The sequence below is a fragment of the Nocardia sp. NPDC058176 genome, from assembly GCF_042883805.1.
Taxonomy (GTDB): Bacteria; Actinomycetota; Actinomycetes; order Mycobacteriales; family Mycobacteriaceae; genus Nocardia.
In genome coordinates this window covers 235,081-252,450 of record NZ_JBHVVA010000002.1, presented here as the reverse complement: position 1 = coordinate 252,450, position 17,370 = coordinate 235,081, and the positions used below count along the sequence as shown (strand labels likewise).

14 protein-coding genes are annotated in these 17,370 nt (G+C 69.6%); 8 read left to right on the top strand and 6 right to left on the bottom strand.

Annotation, left to right across the window (positions count from 1 at the left end; all coding sequences use genetic code 11):
• The first annotated feature begins 10 nt into the window (after positions 1-10).
• Entirely contained in the window at positions 11-646 is a 636-nt protein-coding gene (locus ACFVVM_RS13805; protein WP_387617309.1) for a TetR/AcrR family transcriptional regulator, read from the top strand.
• Positions 647-909: 263 nt separating this feature from the next.
• On the opposite strand, the gene ACFVVM_RS13800 is transcribed toward ACFVVM_RS13805, so the two are convergent.
• Together ACFVVM_RS13800 and ACFVVM_RS13795 are read right to left on the bottom strand one after the other, a co-directional pair.
• Positions 910-2,181: a hypothetical protein gene (locus tag ACFVVM_RS13800; protein ID WP_387617307.1), complete on the bottom strand. Its 1,272-nt coding sequence runs from the start codon at positions 2,179-2,181 to the stop codon at positions 910-912.
• A complete protein-coding gene (locus ACFVVM_RS13795; protein WP_387617305.1) occupies positions 2,181-2,948 on the bottom strand; it encodes a crotonase/enoyl-CoA hydratase family protein in 768 nt (255 codons plus the stop codon). Before ACFVVM_RS13795 ends, ACFVVM_RS13800 begins: the two co-directional genes overlap by 1 nt.
• Before the next feature lie 61 nt (positions 2,949-3,009).
• Here ACFVVM_RS13795 and ACFVVM_RS13790 point away from each other — a divergent pair, with 61 nt between their 5' ends.
• The 4 genes from ACFVVM_RS13790 to ACFVVM_RS13775 all read left to right on the top strand — a co-directional run bounded on the left by ACFVVM_RS13790 (position 3,010) and on the right by ACFVVM_RS13775 (position 6,624).
• Complete coding sequence (locus ACFVVM_RS13790) at positions 3,010-3,615, top strand: TetR/AcrR family transcriptional regulator (RefSeq protein ID WP_387617303.1); 606 nt, start codon at positions 3,010-3,012, stop codon at positions 3,613-3,615.
• 17 nt (positions 3,616-3,632) lie between these two features.
• On the top strand, positions 3,633-5,261 hold the full coding sequence (locus ACFVVM_RS13785; RefSeq protein WP_387617301.1) for an acyl-CoA dehydrogenase family protein: 1,629 nt from the start codon (positions 3,633-3,635) through the stop codon (positions 5,259-5,261).
• Positions 5,262-5,333: 72 nt separating this feature from the next.
• Positions 5,334-6,002, top strand: a complete 669-nt coding sequence (locus ACFVVM_RS13780; protein ID WP_387617299.1) for a nucleoside triphosphate hydrolase — start codon at positions 5,334-5,336, stop codon at positions 6,000-6,002.
• Positions 6,003-6,054: 52 nt separating this feature from the next.
• Positions 6,055-6,624, top strand: a complete 570-nt coding sequence (locus ACFVVM_RS13775) for a potassium channel family protein (protein ID WP_387617297.1) — start codon at positions 6,055-6,057, stop codon at positions 6,622-6,624.
• On the opposite strand, the gene pgi is transcribed toward ACFVVM_RS13775, so the two are convergent.
• A complete protein-coding gene (gene pgi, locus ACFVVM_RS13770) occupies positions 6,596-8,233 on the bottom strand; it encodes a glucose-6-phosphate isomerase (RefSeq protein WP_387617295.1) in 1,638 nt (545 codons plus the stop codon). The genes ACFVVM_RS13775 and pgi overlap by 29 nt on opposite strands.
• A 184-nt stretch (positions 8,234-8,417) precedes the next feature.
• Here pgi and ACFVVM_RS13765 point away from each other — a divergent pair, with 184 nt between their 5' ends.
• Entirely contained in the window at positions 8,418-9,875 is a 1,458-nt protein-coding gene (locus ACFVVM_RS13765; RefSeq protein ID WP_387617293.1) for an NAD-dependent succinate-semialdehyde dehydrogenase, read from the top strand.
• 98 nt (positions 9,876-9,973) lie between these two features.
• Here the strand turns inward: ACFVVM_RS13765 and ACFVVM_RS13760 are convergent, their stop codons facing one another.
• Positions 9,974-10,267, bottom strand: coding sequence for a chorismate mutase (locus tag ACFVVM_RS13760; protein WP_022566231.1), 294 nt, complete (start codon positions 10,265-10,267; stop codon positions 9,974-9,976).
• 334 nt (positions 10,268-10,601) lie between these two features.
• On the opposite strand from ACFVVM_RS13760, the gene pcrA reads away from it, so the two are divergent.
• Positions 10,602-13,202, top strand: coding sequence for a DNA helicase PcrA (gene pcrA / locus ACFVVM_RS13755; RefSeq protein ID WP_387617291.1), 2,601 nt, complete (start codon positions 10,602-10,604; stop codon positions 13,200-13,202).
• Here pcrA and ACFVVM_RS13750 read toward each other — a convergent pair.
• Together ACFVVM_RS13750 and ACFVVM_RS13745 are read right to left on the bottom strand one after the other, a co-directional pair.
• A complete protein-coding gene (locus ACFVVM_RS13750) occupies positions 13,192-14,574 on the bottom strand; it encodes a DUF1731 domain-containing protein (protein ID WP_387617289.1) in 1,383 nt (460 codons plus the stop codon). The two genes, pcrA and ACFVVM_RS13750, sit on opposite strands and share 11 nt — an antisense overlap.
• 54 nt (positions 14,575-14,628) lie before the next feature.
• Positions 14,629-15,687, bottom strand: a complete 1,059-nt coding sequence (locus ACFVVM_RS13745; RefSeq protein ID WP_387617287.1) for a M23 family metallopeptidase — start codon at positions 15,685-15,687, stop codon at positions 14,629-14,631.
• A gap of 510 nt (positions 15,688-16,197) precedes the next feature.
• Here ACFVVM_RS13745 and sucC point away from each other — a divergent pair.
• Complete coding sequence (gene sucC / locus ACFVVM_RS13740) at positions 16,198-17,367, top strand: ADP-forming succinate--CoA ligase subunit beta (protein ID WP_387617285.1); 1,170 nt, start codon at positions 16,198-16,200, stop codon at positions 17,365-17,367.
• Positions 17,368-17,370: the final 3 nt, after the last annotated feature.

The window sequence follows — 17,370 nt, the reverse complement described above, 5'->3', positions numbered from 1 at the left end:
GGAGTTTCAGGTGATCGACACCGCGCTCGCGCTGCTGGACGAGGGCGGGACGAGCGCGTTGTCGATCGGGGCCGTGGCCGCGCGGCTCGGGGTCGAGGCGAGCGCGGTGGCCGACGCTGTCGGTAGCCGGGTCGAGTTGGAGCGGGCCGTGATCGAGCGGGTGCTCTCGGCGGTGCCGTTGGGGCCGCTGTCGGATCCCGGCGTCGAGTGGACCGCGGCGGTGATCCAGTTCGCGCTCGGGCTGCGTGATCAGTTGCTGGCGCATCCGGCGGTCTGCCCGTTGATGATGGCGGGGCCGCAGGACGGACCCGCGGCGGACGGTCCGGCGGCACGCGACATCAGCGAGGCGCTGTTCATCTGTCTCGCCCGGGGCGGGCTGCCCGCCCAGTCCCGCGCGCACGGGGTGTACGCGGTGCTCGTGCAGGTGCTCGGCGCGATCGCCCTCGACATCGCCGAAACCGACGGAAAGCCGCCGCTGCCACCGGAATCCGAGCGGGTCCGGCAGCGGCGCGCGGCGCTCGACGACATCGACTCCGTGCGCTGGCCGCGCACGACGGCGCACCTGGACGAGATCGCCGCGTGGAATTCGGTGGACCAGTTCGTCTGGGCATTGCGAACGCTGCTCACCGGAATGGTCGCCGTCTGAGATCGGGCGAGTCAGTGAAGCTCGAGCCTGTCGCAGGGCGCGAGCTGGCGGCCGGGTGATGGGCGGCGGAGGCGGCCACGCTGTATACGGGCCGCATCTGCCAGCTGGTGCAGACACGGCTCGGCTGGACCGGTCGCCAGGCGATGCTGGGGCTCGACCCACGGCCGAGGCTGGACCGACAGCTGGGTGACAGGCCAGCTGGGTCGATGGTCGGGCGGGGCTGGCTGGATCGACGGGCTGAGTGGTGTAGCGGGTTGAGGCGACTACCAGGGGGCGGGGTGTACGCCGGTCTCCTTGCAGGCGCGACCCGTAGCGGTGATCAGTGTTTCGCGGTCGCCCGCCAGGCTCACCAGGGCGAGGGTGTAGGTGTCGCCGAGGCGGGACAGGTAGCCCGAGAGTCGGGTTCGCGGGAATGTGGTGATGCCGGGGTGGATGGCGCGGGCGGCGACGCGGTCGCAGTGGTGGGTGCCGACGGTGCGGAGGGTGTCGGGCAGGGTTCCGATGTTGGAGCACAGGATGTCTCGCTCACCGGCGCCCTTGCTGAGCGCGTACGCCCAGCGGTCCGGGATCACCTGCAGGATCTCCTCCGGCAGGCCGTCGGGGCTCGACATCCGATGCTGGTAGGCGGCGCGTGCCTTTTCGCGGATGGTCGCGGGCGTGTCGGCGCGGGTGATGGCGATCTCGGTGACGGCCAGATCGTTGTCGACCCGGGGTTCGTCGCGGGTGTCCACCGGCAGGCTCGCGGCGATGCGGTCCGCCGGAAAGCCGCTCTCCCACAGGATGCTCGCCACCAGGTGGATGAACAGGCTGTTCGGTGTCGCGCCGGTCGCCGCGGCGGTACCGTCCCAGGCGGCGACATCGAAGGTGAGCAGGACACTGTGGACGGCACGGTCCGGAGTCAACGCGGGGTTCGCCGTAGAAGGCGGTCGCGGGATGCCGTTGCGTAGTGCGCGGGCGGTGCCGGTGAGGATGACAGTCCACTGGGTGAGCGCATCGGCCCAGTCCGAAGTTGGTGTACGACTGCTCTGTTCGTCCTGTGGCGGCAGCGCCCCCGGTGCGTCATCGGGCGCGGGACCGCCCATGACGTTCGTGGGCGAGAGTTCGGCGAGGGCGGCGGCGACAGCGTGGATGAGGCCGCGGGCGTCGGCGAGGGCATGGGAACAGGTCAGGGCCACAACGGTTCCACCGTCGTGCAAGGGCGCGGAGGACAGTCGCCACCCGGGGCCGAACTCGGGGTCGAGGTCCGTGCCGAGGGTGTCGGCCCAGGGGAGGATTGCGCTCTCGCCGAGGGGTTCGGAGGTGGTGTCGAGTGGGTGCGCGCAAGAGTTGGGTTGCCAAGCTCGACGCGCGCCGGGAACTCGAGGGCGAACCACCCTGCGGCCCAGCGCTCCGACCCGCAACTGCTCGTGAATGGCCTGGAGCAGTGCAGGTTCCATCGGATCGGCGGTACGCCACAGTCCTTGCAGGGCGATGGGTGTGCCCATCCCGCGATGGGTACGCAGGAAGATCTCGTCGACGACGGTGAGGCGGTCCATCAGCGGGGGTCGGGGCGTCCGCTCCGGCCCGCGCCCGCGGCGAAGCGGGCGGCGCCGTCGAGCGCGCCACCGGCCAGTGCCGTCATGCCGTGCTCGAATTCGATGCGCAGCGCCTCTTCCTCGGTGTGCCCGTACTGGTCGAACAGCGCGGCGCGGTCGGTGCGCAGGCAGGTCTGCGGGAGGGCGGCCAGCTGGCCGGCGAGCTCCTCGGCGACCCGGCGGGCATCGCCGGTGGGGACGACGCGGGTGACCAGGCCCATCTGCAACGCCTCGGGCGCGCTCACCGGCCTGCCGGTCAGGATCATGTCCAGGGCCCTGCCCTCGCCGACGATCCGTGGCAGCCGCACGGTGCCGCCGTCGATCAGCGGCACGCCCCAGCGGCGGCAGAACACGCCGAAGGTGGCGTCCTGCTCGGCGACGCGCAGATCGCACCACAGCGCCAGTTCCAGCCCGCCCGCCACCGCGTAGCCGGCGACGGCCGCGATCACCGGCTTGGACAGCCGCATGCGGGTGGGACCCATCGGGCCGTCGCCGTCCACGCTGACCTGATTGCTGGTCTCGGTGCCGAGCGCCTTCAGGTCCGCGCCCGAACAGAAGGTGCCGTGTTCGCCCCACAGCACCGCCACCGAGGCGGTCGGATCGGCGTCGAAGGCGCGGAAGGCGTCGGCCAGCGCGCGGGCGGTCGGGCCGTCGACGGCATTGCGGGCGTGGGGTCGGTCCAGGATCACGGTGGTGATCGGACCCGCGTGTTCGACTCGTACGGCCATGCCTCGACCATACGGCTCCGGCTCTTGCGTGAAGCGGTGAATCAGTGGTTCACTTCTTCACATGGTGTACCGCAGGACCCCGGCCGTCCAGGCCCGGCTCGACGCCCAGCGCGCGCTGATCGTGCAGGGTGCCACCGCTGTGCTGTCCCGGGACGGGTTCGCCGGATTGTCGATGGCCGCCGTCGCCGCGCAGGCCGGGATCGCGACGGGAACGGTCTACAAGCAGTTCGAGAACAAGGCCGTCCTGGTCGCCGCGGTGTTCGAGACGGTGGTCGCCCGCGAGGTCGACGCGGTGCGGGCCGCGGTGGCCGAGGGCGACGTGCTCGAGCGGGTCACCGCGGCGGTGGAGACCTTCGCCGGACGCGCGCTCAAGAACCCGAAACTGGCCTACGTGCTGCTGGCCGAGCCGGTCGACCCCGGCGTCGACGCGCAGCGCCTGGAATTCCGGCGCGCCTTCGCCGCCTCGTTCGAGACCGCGATCGCGCACGGTGTCGCCCAGGGCGTGCTGCCCGCGCAGGACGCGAGCCTCAGCGCCGCCGCGCTCGTCGGCGCCATCGGCGAAGTGCTGGTCGGCCCGCTCGTCGCCGCGCCGCACGCCGAGACCGTCATCCCCGAATTGGTCGCTTTCGCCGTGCGCGCGCTGGGCGTGCACCCGGAATCGTTGTAGTCGAAGGAGTTTCGTCAATGCTGACGCACGAAGTGTTCAACCAGGTCCCGCCGCTCGTCCCCTTCGACGCCGCACGTAACCCCGCGCTGCTCGAGGGCCTGCACCGCGAAGGCGCGGGCTGGGCCGAGGCCGAGGTGCGTGAACTCGGCGTGCTTGCGGGCGGTTTCGCCGCGCAGGAGTGGGGCAGGCTGGCCAACGAGTACCCGCCGGTGCTGCACACCCACGACCGCTGGGGCAACCGGGTCGACGAGGTGGAGTTCCATCCGCACTGGCACGACCTGATGACCGTCGCGGTCGAACACGGCCTGCACGGTTCGCCGTGGCTCGACGACCGCCCCGGCGCGCACACCGCCCGCGCCGCCAAGTTCTACACCTGGGGCGCCGCCGACGCCGGGCACATGTGTCCGATCTCGATGACCTACGCGGTGGTGCCCGCGCTGCGCCACAATCCCGAACTCGCCGCCCGCTTCGAACCGCTGCTCGGTTCGCGCACCTACGATTTCGGCCTGCGCGAGCCCTCGACCAAGGCCGGGCTCATCGCCGGCATGTCGATGACGGAGAAGCAGGGCGGCTCGGATGTGCGAGCCAACACCACCACGGCCGCACCGCAACCCGACGGTTCGTACCGCATCGTCGGGCACAAGTGGTTCACCTCTGCGCCGATGTCGGACATGTTCCTGACGCTGGCCCAGGCGCCCGGCGGGCTGTCGTGCTTCCTGCTGCCGCGCGTACTGCCCGACGGCACCCGCAATCCGATCCGCATCCAGCGGCTCAAGGACAAGCTGGGCAACAAGTCGAACGCGTCCTCGGAGATCGAATACGAGAACGCCACCGGCTGGCTCGTCGGCGCCGAGGGCGCGGGCGTGAAGACGATCATCGAGATGGTCAACATGACCCGCCTGGACTGCGTGATCGGCTCGGCCACCGGTATGCGGGTCGGCGCGGTCACCGCGGTGCACCACGCCCGGCATCGAGAAGCATTCGGCGCCAAGCTGATCGACCAGCCCGCCATGCGCAATGTGCTCGCCGACCTGATCGTCGAGTCCGATGCCGCGACCACGGTGATGATGCGCCTGGCCGGGGCCACCGACCGGGCGGGCAGCGATCCGGGCGAGGCCGCGCTGCGCCGGATCGCGCTGGCCATCACCAAGTACTGGGTGTGCAAGCGCGCGCCGAGCCACGCCGCCGAAGCGCTGGAGTGCCTGGGCGGCAACGGTTATGCCGAGGAGTCCGGGATGCCGCGGCTGTATCGCGAGGCGCCGCTCATGTCGATCTGGGAGGGGTCGGGCAATGTGGCCGCGCTGGACGCGTTGCGCGCCATGGGGCGTCAGCCGGAGACGGTCGAGGCCTACTTCAACGAGGTCGGCCTCGCACGCGGCGCCGACCCGCGCCTGGACGACGCGATCGACCGGGTCGGCAAGGAACTCACCGACCTGTCCGACATCGAGTACCGGGCGCGGCGCGTGGTGGAACTGATGGCGCTGGTCCTGCAGGGCGCGCAGCTGGTGCGCCACGGGCACTCGGCCGTCGCCGACGCCTTCTGCGCGACCCGGCTCAGCGGGGACTGGGGGATCGCCTTCGGCACCCTGCCGGTCGGGGTCGACACCGGCGCGATCCTCGAACGGGGCTTCGTCGATCCGAGCTGAGTGCAGCGGCGGGGCCTGCCGTGTCGGCTGGAGCGGCACCGGGATCTGGTGAGCGCCCGATAGGCTGAGTCGGTGAGCCGGGCGAGTGGGGTGCTGACGGTGGGCGGGCTGGCCGAGTTCGTGCCCGAGGTGCCGGGGCGGCGCTGGATTCTCGGGATCGCGGGGCCGCCCGGAGCCGGGAAATCCACTCTCGCGCAGCGCCTTCGCGACGAGCTCGCGCGCGCGGGCCGGGCGGCGGTGGTGGCGCCGATGGACGGATATCACCTGCGCAACGAAGCGCTGCTGGCTCGCGGTGCGTTGGCCCGGAAAGGGGAGCCGGACACCTTCGACGCGGCCGGATTCGTCGCCGATCTACGAACGCTGCGGGAGACGCCGGTCGGTGGACCGGTGCCGTGGCCGCTGTTCGATCGTGCCCTCGACGAGCCGACCGTCGCGGGGGTGATCGTGCGGGACGAGACCGTGGTGATCGTCGAAGGCAACTACCTGCTGCTCACCGACGACGAGGCACCCGGCTGGGCCGAGGTGCGCGGGCTGCTCGACGCCTGCTGGTATCTCGACGCGCCCCGCGCGGTGCTCACCGAACGACTGCTGGACCGGCACATCGTCGGCGGTCGCACGTGGACCGAGGCGAACGTCAAAGTCACCGACAGCGATCTGCGCAATGCCGATCTCGTCGCGGGCAGCAGGCACCGCGCCGACCGAGTGCTCACCGCGGTCGGGACCGGCTACCGCGTTCGCTGATCGCCCGGCGCGGGTGCCGGGATATCCGCGTCGCCGCGGCGATCATGGACCGATGACGCGACGTCGACGGTTCCGGGTGGCCGGGCATGTGCTGCGCAACGGCTCGGCGGCACTGTGCGCGCTGCTGTTGTACTACAGCGTCCCGGTCGCCTGGGCGTTCGACCTCGACGCGTGGCCGGGGCGCACGGTCGGGGTGATCACGTTCCTCGTCGGTGTCGTCGGCCTGGCCTGGCTGGTGTGGCGTCGCGTCGAGCGTTTCCTGCGGACTCCCGGTTCGACCGGCGCGCGCATCGACAGCGTGTTGATGGTGGTCTGCGTCGTGTGCGTGGTCTTCGCCCTGTACTACTTCCGGCTCCAGCAACTCCAGCCGGACCAGTTCGACGGACTGAACACCCGTACCGACGCCCTGTACTACACGCTGATGACCCTGGGCACCATCGGCTACGGCGACGTGCACGCGGTGGGCCAGGTGGCGCGGATCGCCACGATGGTGCAGGTGGTCTTCGACCTCGTCGTCCTCGGCACACTGCTCGCCATCATCACCACCAGCGTCACCGGCCGGATCGAGGAGGCCGCCCGCGTCGCCCGCGCGCTCAGCGATGCGACCGATACCAAGCGATGAGCGCATCGGTCGACGAATCACCCGCCGACGCGGGCTCTTCCGGGTCGCTGAGCAGCGGCGCCAGGGCCAGGGCCTGCTGCTTGCCCAGCTCCACACCCCACTGGTCGAAGCTGTCGATACCCCAGATGATGCCCTCGACGAAGACCTGGTGTTCGTAGAGCGCGATCAGCTGACCCACCGTCGACGGCGTGAGCTCCGGCGCCAGAATGGTGGTGCTCGGCCGGTTGCCTGGCATCACCTTGTGCGGCACCAGCTTCGGATCGGTGCCCTCGGCGGCGATCTCCTCGGCGGTCTTGCCGAAGGCGAGCACCTTGGTCTGGGCGAACAGGTTGCTCATCAGGATGTCGTGCATGCTGCCGGTGCCGTCGCGGGTCGGCAGGTCGTCGGTGGACTTGGCGAAGCCGAGGAAATCGGCGGGGATCAGCCGGGTGCCCTGGTGCAGCAGCTGGTAGAAGGCGTGCTGGCCGTTGGTACCCGGCTCGCCCCAGAAGATCTCGCCGGTCGAGGACGTCACCGGAGTGCCGTCGGCGCGCACCGATTTGCCGTTGGACTCCATCGTCAATTGCTGGAGATAGGCGGGGAATCGGGCCAGATCGTTCGAATACGGCAGCACCGCACGCGATTCCGCGCCGAAGAAGTTCGAGTACCAGACGCCGAGCAGGGCCAGCAGGACCGGGCCGTTCTCGGCCAGCGGCGCCGTCGCGAAATGCCGGTCGACAGCGTGCATTCCGCTGAGGAACTCGCCGAACTGCTCCTTGCCGATGGTCACCATCACCGACAGGCCGATCGCGGAGTCGACCGAGTAGCGGCCGCCGACCCAGTCCCAGAAGCCGAACATGTTCGCGGTGTCGATCCCGAACTCGGCCACCCGCTCCGCGTTGGTCGAGACCGCGACGAAGTGCTTGGCGACCGCGTCGGTGCCCAGCGCGGCGACCAGCCAGCGCCGGGCCGCCGTCGCGTTGGTGAGCGTCTCCAGTGTCGAGAACGTCTTGGACGCGACGATGAACAGCGTCGTCGCGGGGTCGAGGCCGGCGAGCTTGGCGACCAGGTCGGTCGGGTCGACATTGGAGACGAACCTGGCCTCGATCTCGGCGTCGGCGTAGTGGCGCAGCGCGCGATACACCATGTCGGGGCCCAGATCCGAGCCGCCGATCCCGATGTTCACGACGGTCCTGATGCGCTCGCCGGTCGCGCCCTGCCACTTGCCCGAGCGCACGGAATCGGCGAACTCGCCCATCCGGCGCAGGACGTCGTGCACCTCGGCGTCGGCGTCGGTGCCGTCGATCTCGAGCTGATCGCCCACCGGCAACCGCAGGGCGATGTGCCCGACCGCGCGGTCCTCCGAGGTGTTGATGTGCTCGCCCGAATACATCTGGTCGCGCTGCTCCGGCACGCCTGCCGTGCGCGCGAGATCGACCAGTAGGCGCAGGGTTTCGCGGGTCACGCGATGTTTGCTGTAGTCGATGTGCAGATCGGCCACCTGCAGCGTCAGCTCCCGGCCGCGCGCCGGATCCTCGGCGAACAGCTCCCTGAGATGACGTGGTGCGACCTTGCGGTGATCGTCGTCCAGTGCCTGCCAGGCCGCCGACGCGGTGATGTCGCTGCTCACGTGGCCTACGGTACCGCGTCGTCGGAAACCGGGCGGAGCATGTGTTCACTGAGTGGGAGGTCGGGTTGCGGTAGCGGGAGTGCGGTCCCCGACGCGCGTGGTGCGGTGTGGCCGGGAGCGAGGAGGTGGCGGTTTCCCGCTGCGGTTCGGTGTGCGGGGCGGGGTGTCGGCTTAGGCTGGCGGCATGGTGTCTGAACGTGACGTACTCGAATTCGTACCGAACGGTTTGTGGATCGGTTCCGGGCCGGTGCAGGCGAGCGGGGGTGGCACATTCGACGTGCGCAACCCCGCCGACGGAACGGTGATCGCGCAGGTCGCCGACGCGACGCCGGAGGACGCGAAACGGGCCCTCGACGTCGCCGTGGCCGCGGGTGCGGAGTGGGCGGCGACGCCCTCGCGCGAGCGCGGCGAGATCCTGCGGACGGTGTTCGAGCAGCTGAGCGCGCGGGCCGAGGAGTTCGCGCTGCTGATGACGCTCGAGATGGGCAAGGCGTTGGCGGAGAGCCGCAACGAGGTGCGTTACGGCGCCGAGTTCTTCCGCTGGTTCAGCGAGGAGGCGGTGCGGGTGCACGGCCGGTATCTGCGCGCGCCCTCGGGGAACGGGCGGATCATGGTCGACAAGCAGCCGGTGGGGCCGTGCCTGGCGATCACCCCGTGGAACTTCCCGCTCGCCATGGGCACGCGCAAGATCGGGCCCGCGCTCGCCGCGGGCTGCACGATGATCGTCAAGCCCGCCTCGGCGACGCCGCTGACCATGCTGGCGCTGGCCAGGCTCTGTAGCGAGGCGGGGTTGCCCGACGGGGTGCTGTCGGTGATCACCACCCGGCATTCGGGGGCCGTCACGGGCCCGCTGATCGACGATCCGCGCCTGCGCAAGCTCACCTTCACCGGCTCCACCGAAGTCGGTAAGAAGCTCGTCGCGGCCTCGGCGAACCGGTTGCTGCGCACGTCGATGGAACTCGGCGGCAACGCGCCGTTCGTGGTGTTCGACGACGCCGACATCGATGCCGCGGTCACCGGCGCGATGCAGGCGAAACTGCGCAACGGCGGCGAGGCGTGCACGGCCGCCAACCGGTTCCACGTCCAGCGCGGCGTGGTCGCCGAGTTCACCGAGAAACTGGTCGCGGCGATGACCGACACCGTGGTTCTCGGGCCGGGTACCGATTCGGACACAACTCTCGGTCCGCTGGTCAGCGAGGACCAGCGCGAGATCGTCAGCGACCTCGTCGACGACGCCGTCGGCAAGGGCGCGCGCTGCCTGATCGGCGGCAAGGTGCCCAGCGGACCGGGGTGGTTCTACCCGGCCACCGTCCTGGCCGACGTGCCGGAAAGCGCGCGCATCCTGCGTGAAGAGGTCTTCGGTCCGGTCGCGCCCATCGTCGCCTTCGACACCGAGGACGAAGGCGTCGCCGCCGCCAACGACACCGAATACGGCCTGGTCAGCTATGTCTACACCCGCGACCTCGACCGCGCCCTTCGCGTCTCCGAAGCCGTGGAAACCGGCATGGTCGGCGTGAACCGTGGCGTGATCTCCGACCCGGCGGCCCCGTTCGGCGGCGTCAAGGAATCGGGCTTCGGCCGCGAAGGCGGCACCGAGGGCATCGAGGAATACCTGAACACGAAGTACATCGCCCTGACCTGAGCGAGTCCGGAGATGACACCGCCCCGGGGATGTTGTTGCACCCGGGGCGGCTTTCTGGAAGCGGCGAACTGGATGGTCGCCGCGTGGATTGTGGGGGTCTAGCGGCCGAGGCGGCCGCGACCGAGGCGCAGCAGGAGCATGGCGAGGGTGTGGCCCTCCTGGCCGAGCTCACTGAAGCGTTCGAGCACCTTCATCTCGCGACTGTGGACCAGGCGCGGACCGCCCGAAGCCATCCGGGTGCGGCCGATGATCCGCGAGATCTCGCTCCGGCGTTTGATCGCGGCGAGAATCGTGGCATCGAGCTGGTCGATCTCGAGGCGAAGCTTTTCGATCTCCGCCTCGGATTGCGGCAGTGCCGAATCGGACCCGGTGGTCGTAGCAGGGGTGCTCATCATTCATCTCCTCGTGTCAGAACTTGGATCGGTTGGACTGGACGCCCTGTTACCCGATCTGTTCCTTCACCCTGAAACTTTCCCGATGGGCGGTACTGGATCCCCCCGGGAGTGCGCAAATGGCAACGCCCTCTGCCACGATATCGGATCGTACGCCGATCCGGACATGCGAAGAAGGGCTGACCATGCGCCCCAGTCTGCCACGGGCCCGTAGGTATGCAAAACAGTTGTGTTTGTGAATCTGCTGAGAACGTTCACACGACTGTCGCCGGATCGTCAACGGCGCGGTGGCAGTGCGGCACCTGTCGGTGGGCGCCGGTAGCGTGGACAGACGATGGATATCACGGTCGCTCCCCACGCCTCAGCCGCCGATCCCAGCGATCCCGCACCCGCGCCCGGTGGCGCCGCGCTACCGCATCGTGACGGGGGTGGAAGCGCCGTGTCCGGTGGCGGTTTGGCCGAGGCGGCCGCCCGGCACGGCGCCGAACAGGAGCAGCGGCGCAAGGAGCGTGAGCAGCGGCGCGCGGAGGAGACCGAGCGGCTGCTCGACGGGCTCAATCCGCAGCAGCGCGCCGCGGTGATGCACGCGGGTTCGCCGCTGCTGATCGTGGCCGGGGCGGGCTCGGGCAAGACCGCGGTGCTCACCCGGCGCATCGCGTATCTGCTCGCCGCGCGCGGGGTGCACACCGGGCAGATCCTGGCGATCACCTTCACCAACAAGGCCGCCGCGGAGATGCGCGAGCGGGTGGCCGGGCTGGTCGGGCCGCGGGCGGCCAGCATGTGGGTGTCGACTTTCCATTCCAGCTGTGTGCGCATTCTGCGGATGCAGGCGGCGCTGCTGCCGGGGCTGAACTCGAATTTCTCCATCTACGACGCCGACGATTCGCGCCGGTTGCTCACGATGATCAGCCGCGATTTCGACATCGATACGAAGAAATATTCGGCGCGATTGCTGGCGACCGCTATTTCCAACCTGAAGAACGAACTCATCGGTCCGGAACAGGCCGTCGGCGACGCCGAATCCGACGAGACCGAACTGCCCGCCCTGGTGGCCAGGGTCTACACCGAGTACCAGCGGCGGCTGCGCACGGCCAACGCCATGGACTTCGACGATCTCATCGGCGAGACGGTCGCGCTGCTGCAGAACCACCCGCAGGTCGCCGAGTACTACCGGCGCCGGTTCCGGCACGTGCTCGTCGACGAGTACCAGGACACCAACCACGCCCAGTACGTGCTGGTGCGCGAGCTCGTCGGGCACCACAGCGAACCGGCCGACGAGAGTGCCGAGGCCGGGGTCGAGCCGAGCGAGCTGTGCGTGGTCGGTGACGCCGACCAGTCGATCTACGCCTTCCGCGGCGCCACCATCCGCAACATCGAGGAATTCGAACGCGATTTCCCCGACGCGGAAACCATCCTGCTGGAACAGAACTACCGCTCGACCCAGCACATCCTGTCCGCCGCCAACGCGGTGATCGCGCGCAACGAGGGCAGGCGCGAGAAGAAGCTGTGGACCGATTCCGGCGAGGGCGAGCTGATCACCGGCTACGTCGCCGACAACGAGCACGACGAGGCGTCCTTCGTCGCCAAGGAGATCGACCGGCTCGTCGACACCGGCGAGGCCAACTACGGCGATGTCGCGGTGTTCTATCGCACCAACAACAATTCGCGTGCGCTCGAAGAGATCTTCATCCGGATGGGCCTGCCCTACAAGGTGGTCGGCGGCGTGCGGTTCTACGAGCGCAAGGAGGTGCGCGATGTGGTCGCGTACCTGCGCGTGCTGGAGAACCCCGACGACGCGGTGAGCCTGCGCCGCATCCTCAACACCCCGCGCCGCGGGATCGGTGACCGCGCCGAGGCGTGCGTGGCGGTACACGCCGAGCAGCGCGACATCGGTTTCGCCGCGGCCCTGCGCGATGCCGCCGAGGGCAAGGTCGCGCTGCTGAACACCCGTGCGCAGCGGGCCATCGCCGGATTCGTCGACCTGCTCGAGGAGATCCGCGCGGCCGGGCGGCGGGCCGACAGCGAGTACCCCGATGTGGGCAATGTCGTCGACGCGGTGCTCGACCGCACCGGCTACCGCGCCGAACTGGAAGCCTCTGACGATCCGCAGGACGGCGCCCGGCTCGACAACCTCAACGAATTGGTCAGCGTCGCCAGGGAATTCAGCTCCGAGGCGTTCAACAACGCCGAGGCCGCGCGCGAGGAAGGGCTGGTGCCCGAGGCGGGCGACGGTGAGCCCGAACCCGGTTCGCTGGCGGCCTTCCTCGAGCGGGTCTCGCTGGTGGCCGACACCGATCAGATCCCGGACGAGGGCACCGGAGTGGTCACCATGATGACCCTGCACACCGCCAAGGGCCTGGAGTTCCCGGTGGTCTTCGTGACCGGCTGGGAGGACGGGCAGTTCCCGCACATGCGGGCACTGGGCGATCCGACCGAGCTGGCCGAGGAACGCCGGCTGGCCTATGTGGGCATCACCAGGGCGCGGCAGCGGCTCTACCTCTCGCGCGCCGTGGTGCGCTCGGGCTGGGGACAGCCGGTGTCGAACCCGGAATCGCGGTTCCTGCAGGAGATCCCGCAGCACCTGCTCGACTGGCGCAGGCTGGAGCCGGTGGTCTCGCCGGTGCAGCGCGGTCGCAGGCGCGGCGAGGACAGCGGCTTCGACCGGGATTGGACCCGCGGCGACGGCTGGGACCAGCGCCCCGGCGTGCGCGGCGGCTCGGGGGAGCGCAGGCCCGCCCCCGGCGGCGCGGTCAAGCGCAACAATACCGATCTCGTGCTCGCCGTGGGCGACCGGGTCAGCGACGACAAGTACGGCCTCGGCCGTGTGGTCGCCGCCGACGGTGTCGGCCCGCTGGCCACGGTCACCATCGACTTCGGCACCGCGGGCAAGATCCGGCTGATTCCCCAGTTCAGCCGGACCATCGTCAAGCTGTAGGGAACAGGTCGGTCAGCGCCTCGTCGAGGGTGGGGTAGCGGAATTGGAAGCCCGCCTTGGGCAGGATTTCCGAGGTGGCGTGGCGGCCGGTGAGGCCTAGGGCGGGGTCGGTGCGGAGGAAGACCGCGCCGACGGTGAGCATCGCCGTGGGGGTCGGCGGTGCGGGCGGGCGGCGCAAGGTGCGGCGCAGGGTGGCCATGAGCTCGCTGTTGCGGACCGGGAATTCGGTGGCGGCGACGAGGATTCCGTCGGGGAGGGTGAGTTCGGGGTCGAGGCCGAGGGCCCCGCGCACGATGGCGAGCCAGTCCTCGATGTGGATCCAGCTGAACCACTGGTCACCGGGGCCGACACGGCCGCCGAGCCCGGCTTTGGTGAGCTGACCGAGGCGCTTGAGCGCGGGCGCGTCGGGGTCGAGGACGATGGAGGTGCGCAGGATCGTCCAGTGCGCGGCGCGCGCCGGGTCGAACGCCTCCTCCCACGGCTGGGCGACGCCGGTCATCTGCGGCAGGCCCGTCGGCAGGGGAGTGGTTTCGGTGCAGCGGGTTTCGCCCGCGTCCGACCAGATGGCGGTGGTGCTGGCCTGGATCCAGTAGTCGACCGGGGTCTCGCGCAGGCCCGCCGCGGCGACCAGGGCGGTGGTGGAATCGACCCGGCTGCTGCGCAGTTCGGCGACATTGCGCTCGGTGGGCCTGCAGTCGACCAGCTTGCCCGCGAGGTTGATCACCGCGAGCCGACCGGGTTCGCGCAGTTCGGCGGCCCAGGCGCCGATCGAGCGGCCGTCCCATTCGGTCTGCCGGAACGGCAGGGCCCGATTGCGGCGGCGGGTGAGTAGGGTGACGCGCTGACCACGGCAGGTCAGATCGGCGGCGACCTGGAGGCCGAGTGCCCCGGTGCCACCGGCGATGACCACGGTGAGCGCGTCGTCGGCGGGGACGAGTCCGGCCAGCCGCGCCAGCCGGGAGAAGTTCACGCGCGCATCGGTTTCGATGAAGGGGCGAACGACCGCCCGGGCCGCGCCGGCCGACGGGCCGGTGAAGCGGAGTTCCTGGGTGAGCTCGGTGCCGCCGTCGACGGGCGTCAACCGCCAGGTGAGATGCATGGTGCCCGCGGGTTCGGGCTGCTCGATGCTCAGTTCCCGATTCGGGTCGACGGTCGTGACGGTGAAGGGCTCGCCGAACCGGCCGTGGATGCGCGCCGAGAGATTTCCGTTCGGCAGATAGTCACCGGTGGCGCCGACGGCGACCGGCCCGTGCATCCGCACGTCCCGCACCCCCGGATTCCACTCCGGCCACTGCTCGAGATCCCCCAGCACGCCCCACACCAATTCCGGTGCGAGGGCGATGAACTGCGTGTACTTCGTCGTACCAGCCATGACTGCACGCTATCCCCGCGACCTGCGCAGCGGAAGCGTGCTACTCGTCACCCACTAATCGCGCTGGTAGCCCAAGCTGATGCCGCGGGTGGCCAGCCACGGGACCGGGTCGATCTTGTCGGTGCCGTTGAGCCAGACCTCGAAGTGGCAGTGCGGGCCGGTGGAGAAGCCGCGGTTGCCCATGGTGGCGATCTGGTCGCCGGCCAGGACGCGCTGGCCCTCGGAGACGGTCGCGGTGTCGATGTGGCCGTAGACCGTGACGGTGCCGTCGTCGTGCAGGACGCGCACCCACATACCGAAGCCGGAGGCCGGGCCCGCCTCGATGATGGTGCCGTCGGCGACGGAGTAGATCGGCGTACCGATCGGACCGGCGACGTCGATACCGAGATGCTGAACGCCCCAGCGGGCGCCGAAACCGGAGGTGTAGCTGCCCGCCGCGAACTTGGCGAACAGCGGTCGTAGCTTGGCCGATTCCTGTGCGGCGAGGTCCTCGGCGAACTTGGCGCCCTTGGCGAGGATGTCGTCGAAGTGGTTCTTGTCGGCGATGGCCGTGGCCTCGAGCACCTGCGGCGAGGAGCCGGTGGTGGCGCCTTCGACCTCGGCGGTGCTCATGGACTGGGCGGCGATCTCGTGGATCTGGCCCGCGGCCTCGTAGTCGACGCCGTGGCCCGCTTGGCCGGGCGAGGCCACCGCGGCCTGACCGGCGGCGACGACCGCGCCCGCGGCGACGGCGATGACCGCGGCGCGGCCCTTCAGCGCGGCGGGCGGAGCGGGGACGCGATGCGCGCCACCACGGCGTTCGGCGCGGCGCGGCGGTTCGTCCGCGGCGGGCTGCTCGGCCCCGGCGGGCTGCCAGGTGTTGTCGTAGGTGCCGGAGTCATAGGTGTCGGACTCGTCGGCGGTCCACTCGTCCGCGGCGGGCGTCCAGGCCGAGTCGGCGGACCAGCTGTTCTGGGCGTGCCAGGAATCGGTCTGCGGCCACGCGGGCTGCGGCGGCGCGGCCGCGGCGGCCGTGCGACGGCCCTGCGGGTGCGAGGTGAACTCGTCGGCATACCGGTAACGGTGTCCGGATGCGGCGCGATTTTCGACTGTGAAGGTGGAGCGGTGGTTCATCGGATGCGCCGAATCGCCGACGGCTGCTGCAAGCGAGTGCTGACGTGCCTCAAGCTTGTCGTCCTCCTCAGTCCTGACTTGCCAGTCGTGACCTGGTTGTCGTGACCTGGTTGTGACTTCGACCGCATTGACGGTAACGAAGCGATTGCAGAGTGGCAAGCGCTGGTCGGAAACCTACACTCGCGTGTGAGATTCGTCACGGTAACGCGGCGGAATATCTCACCGTATTTCGGGGCCTCGGGTGAGGTCCGTCGACGACATAACGTAGTAGATGTCGGGGCGCCCCGGCTTTAGGTGTCCCGACCTGCCACAGCGTTCGAAAACTACTCGCCAGTAGCCTTGGCCAGCGGTTTTCCGGACCTCCCGTTACCCGTCGTGACCTGCGCCACTTAGGATGAATGTGGCCGTTTGGCCCTCCATGTGACTGGTTAGAGTCCGACCCGACCCGCTACCGACGTCGGGCCGCCAACAAAGACGTTGTCATAGCAACGCAGACGAGACGGTGAGTACATGGATCTCTTCGAATATCAGGCGAAGGAGCTCTTCGTTAAGCACGGAGTGCCTTCGTCGGAGGGCCGGGTTTGCGACACGGCCGAAGAAGCGCGCGCGATCGCCGAGGAAATCGGCAAGCCGGTGATGGTCAAGGCGCAGGTCAAGGTGGGCGGTCGCGGTAAGGCGGGTGGCGTCAAGTACGCCGCCACTCCGGAGGACGCGTTCACGCACGCGCAGAACATCCTCGGCCTCGACATCAAGGGCCACATCGTCAAGAAGCTCCTTGTCGCCGAAGCCAAGGACATCGCGGAGGAGTACTACATCTCCTTCCTGCTCGATCGCTCGAACCGCACCTACCTGGCGATGTGTTCGGTCGAGGGCGGCATGGAGATCGAAGAGGTCGCGGAGAAGACTCCCGAGCGCCTCGCCAAGATCCCCGTCGACGCCGTCAAGGGTGTCGACCTGGCCTTCGCCCGTGAGATCGCCGAGAAGGGCCACCTGCCCGCCGAGGTGCTCGACGCCGCGGCTGTGACCATCCAGAAGCTGTGGGACGTCTTCACCAAGGAAGACACCACCCTGGTCGAGGTCAACCCGCTGGTGCGTACCCCCGGCGACGAGATCCTCGCCCTCGACGGCAAGGTCACCCTGGACGAGAACGCCGAGTTCCGTCAGCCCGGCCACCTCGAGTTCGCCGATGTCGACGCGACCGACCCGCTCGAGCTCAAGGCCAAGGAGAACGACCTCAACTACGTCAAGCTCGACGGCGAGGTCGGCATCATCGGCAACGGCGCCGGTCTGGTCATGTCGACCCTGGACGTCGTCGCCTACGCCGGCGAGAACCACGGCGGCGTGAAGCCGGCCAACTTCCTCGACATCGGCGGCGGCGCCTCGGCGGCCGTGATGGCCGCGGGCCTGGACGTCATCCTGGGCGACTCGCAGGTCAAGAGCGTGTTCGTCAACGTCTTCGGCGGCATCACCGCGTGCGACGCGGTCGCCAACGGCATCGTGGGCGCCCTCGAGGTGCTCGGTGACGCGGCCACCAAGCCGCTGGTCGTCCGTCTCGACGGCAACAAGGTCGAGGAGGGCCGCAAGATCCTCGCCGACGCCAACCACCCGCTGGTGACCCTGGCCCAGACCATGGACGAAGGCGCCGACAAGGCCGCCGAACTCGCCTTCACCGCCAAGTAAGGA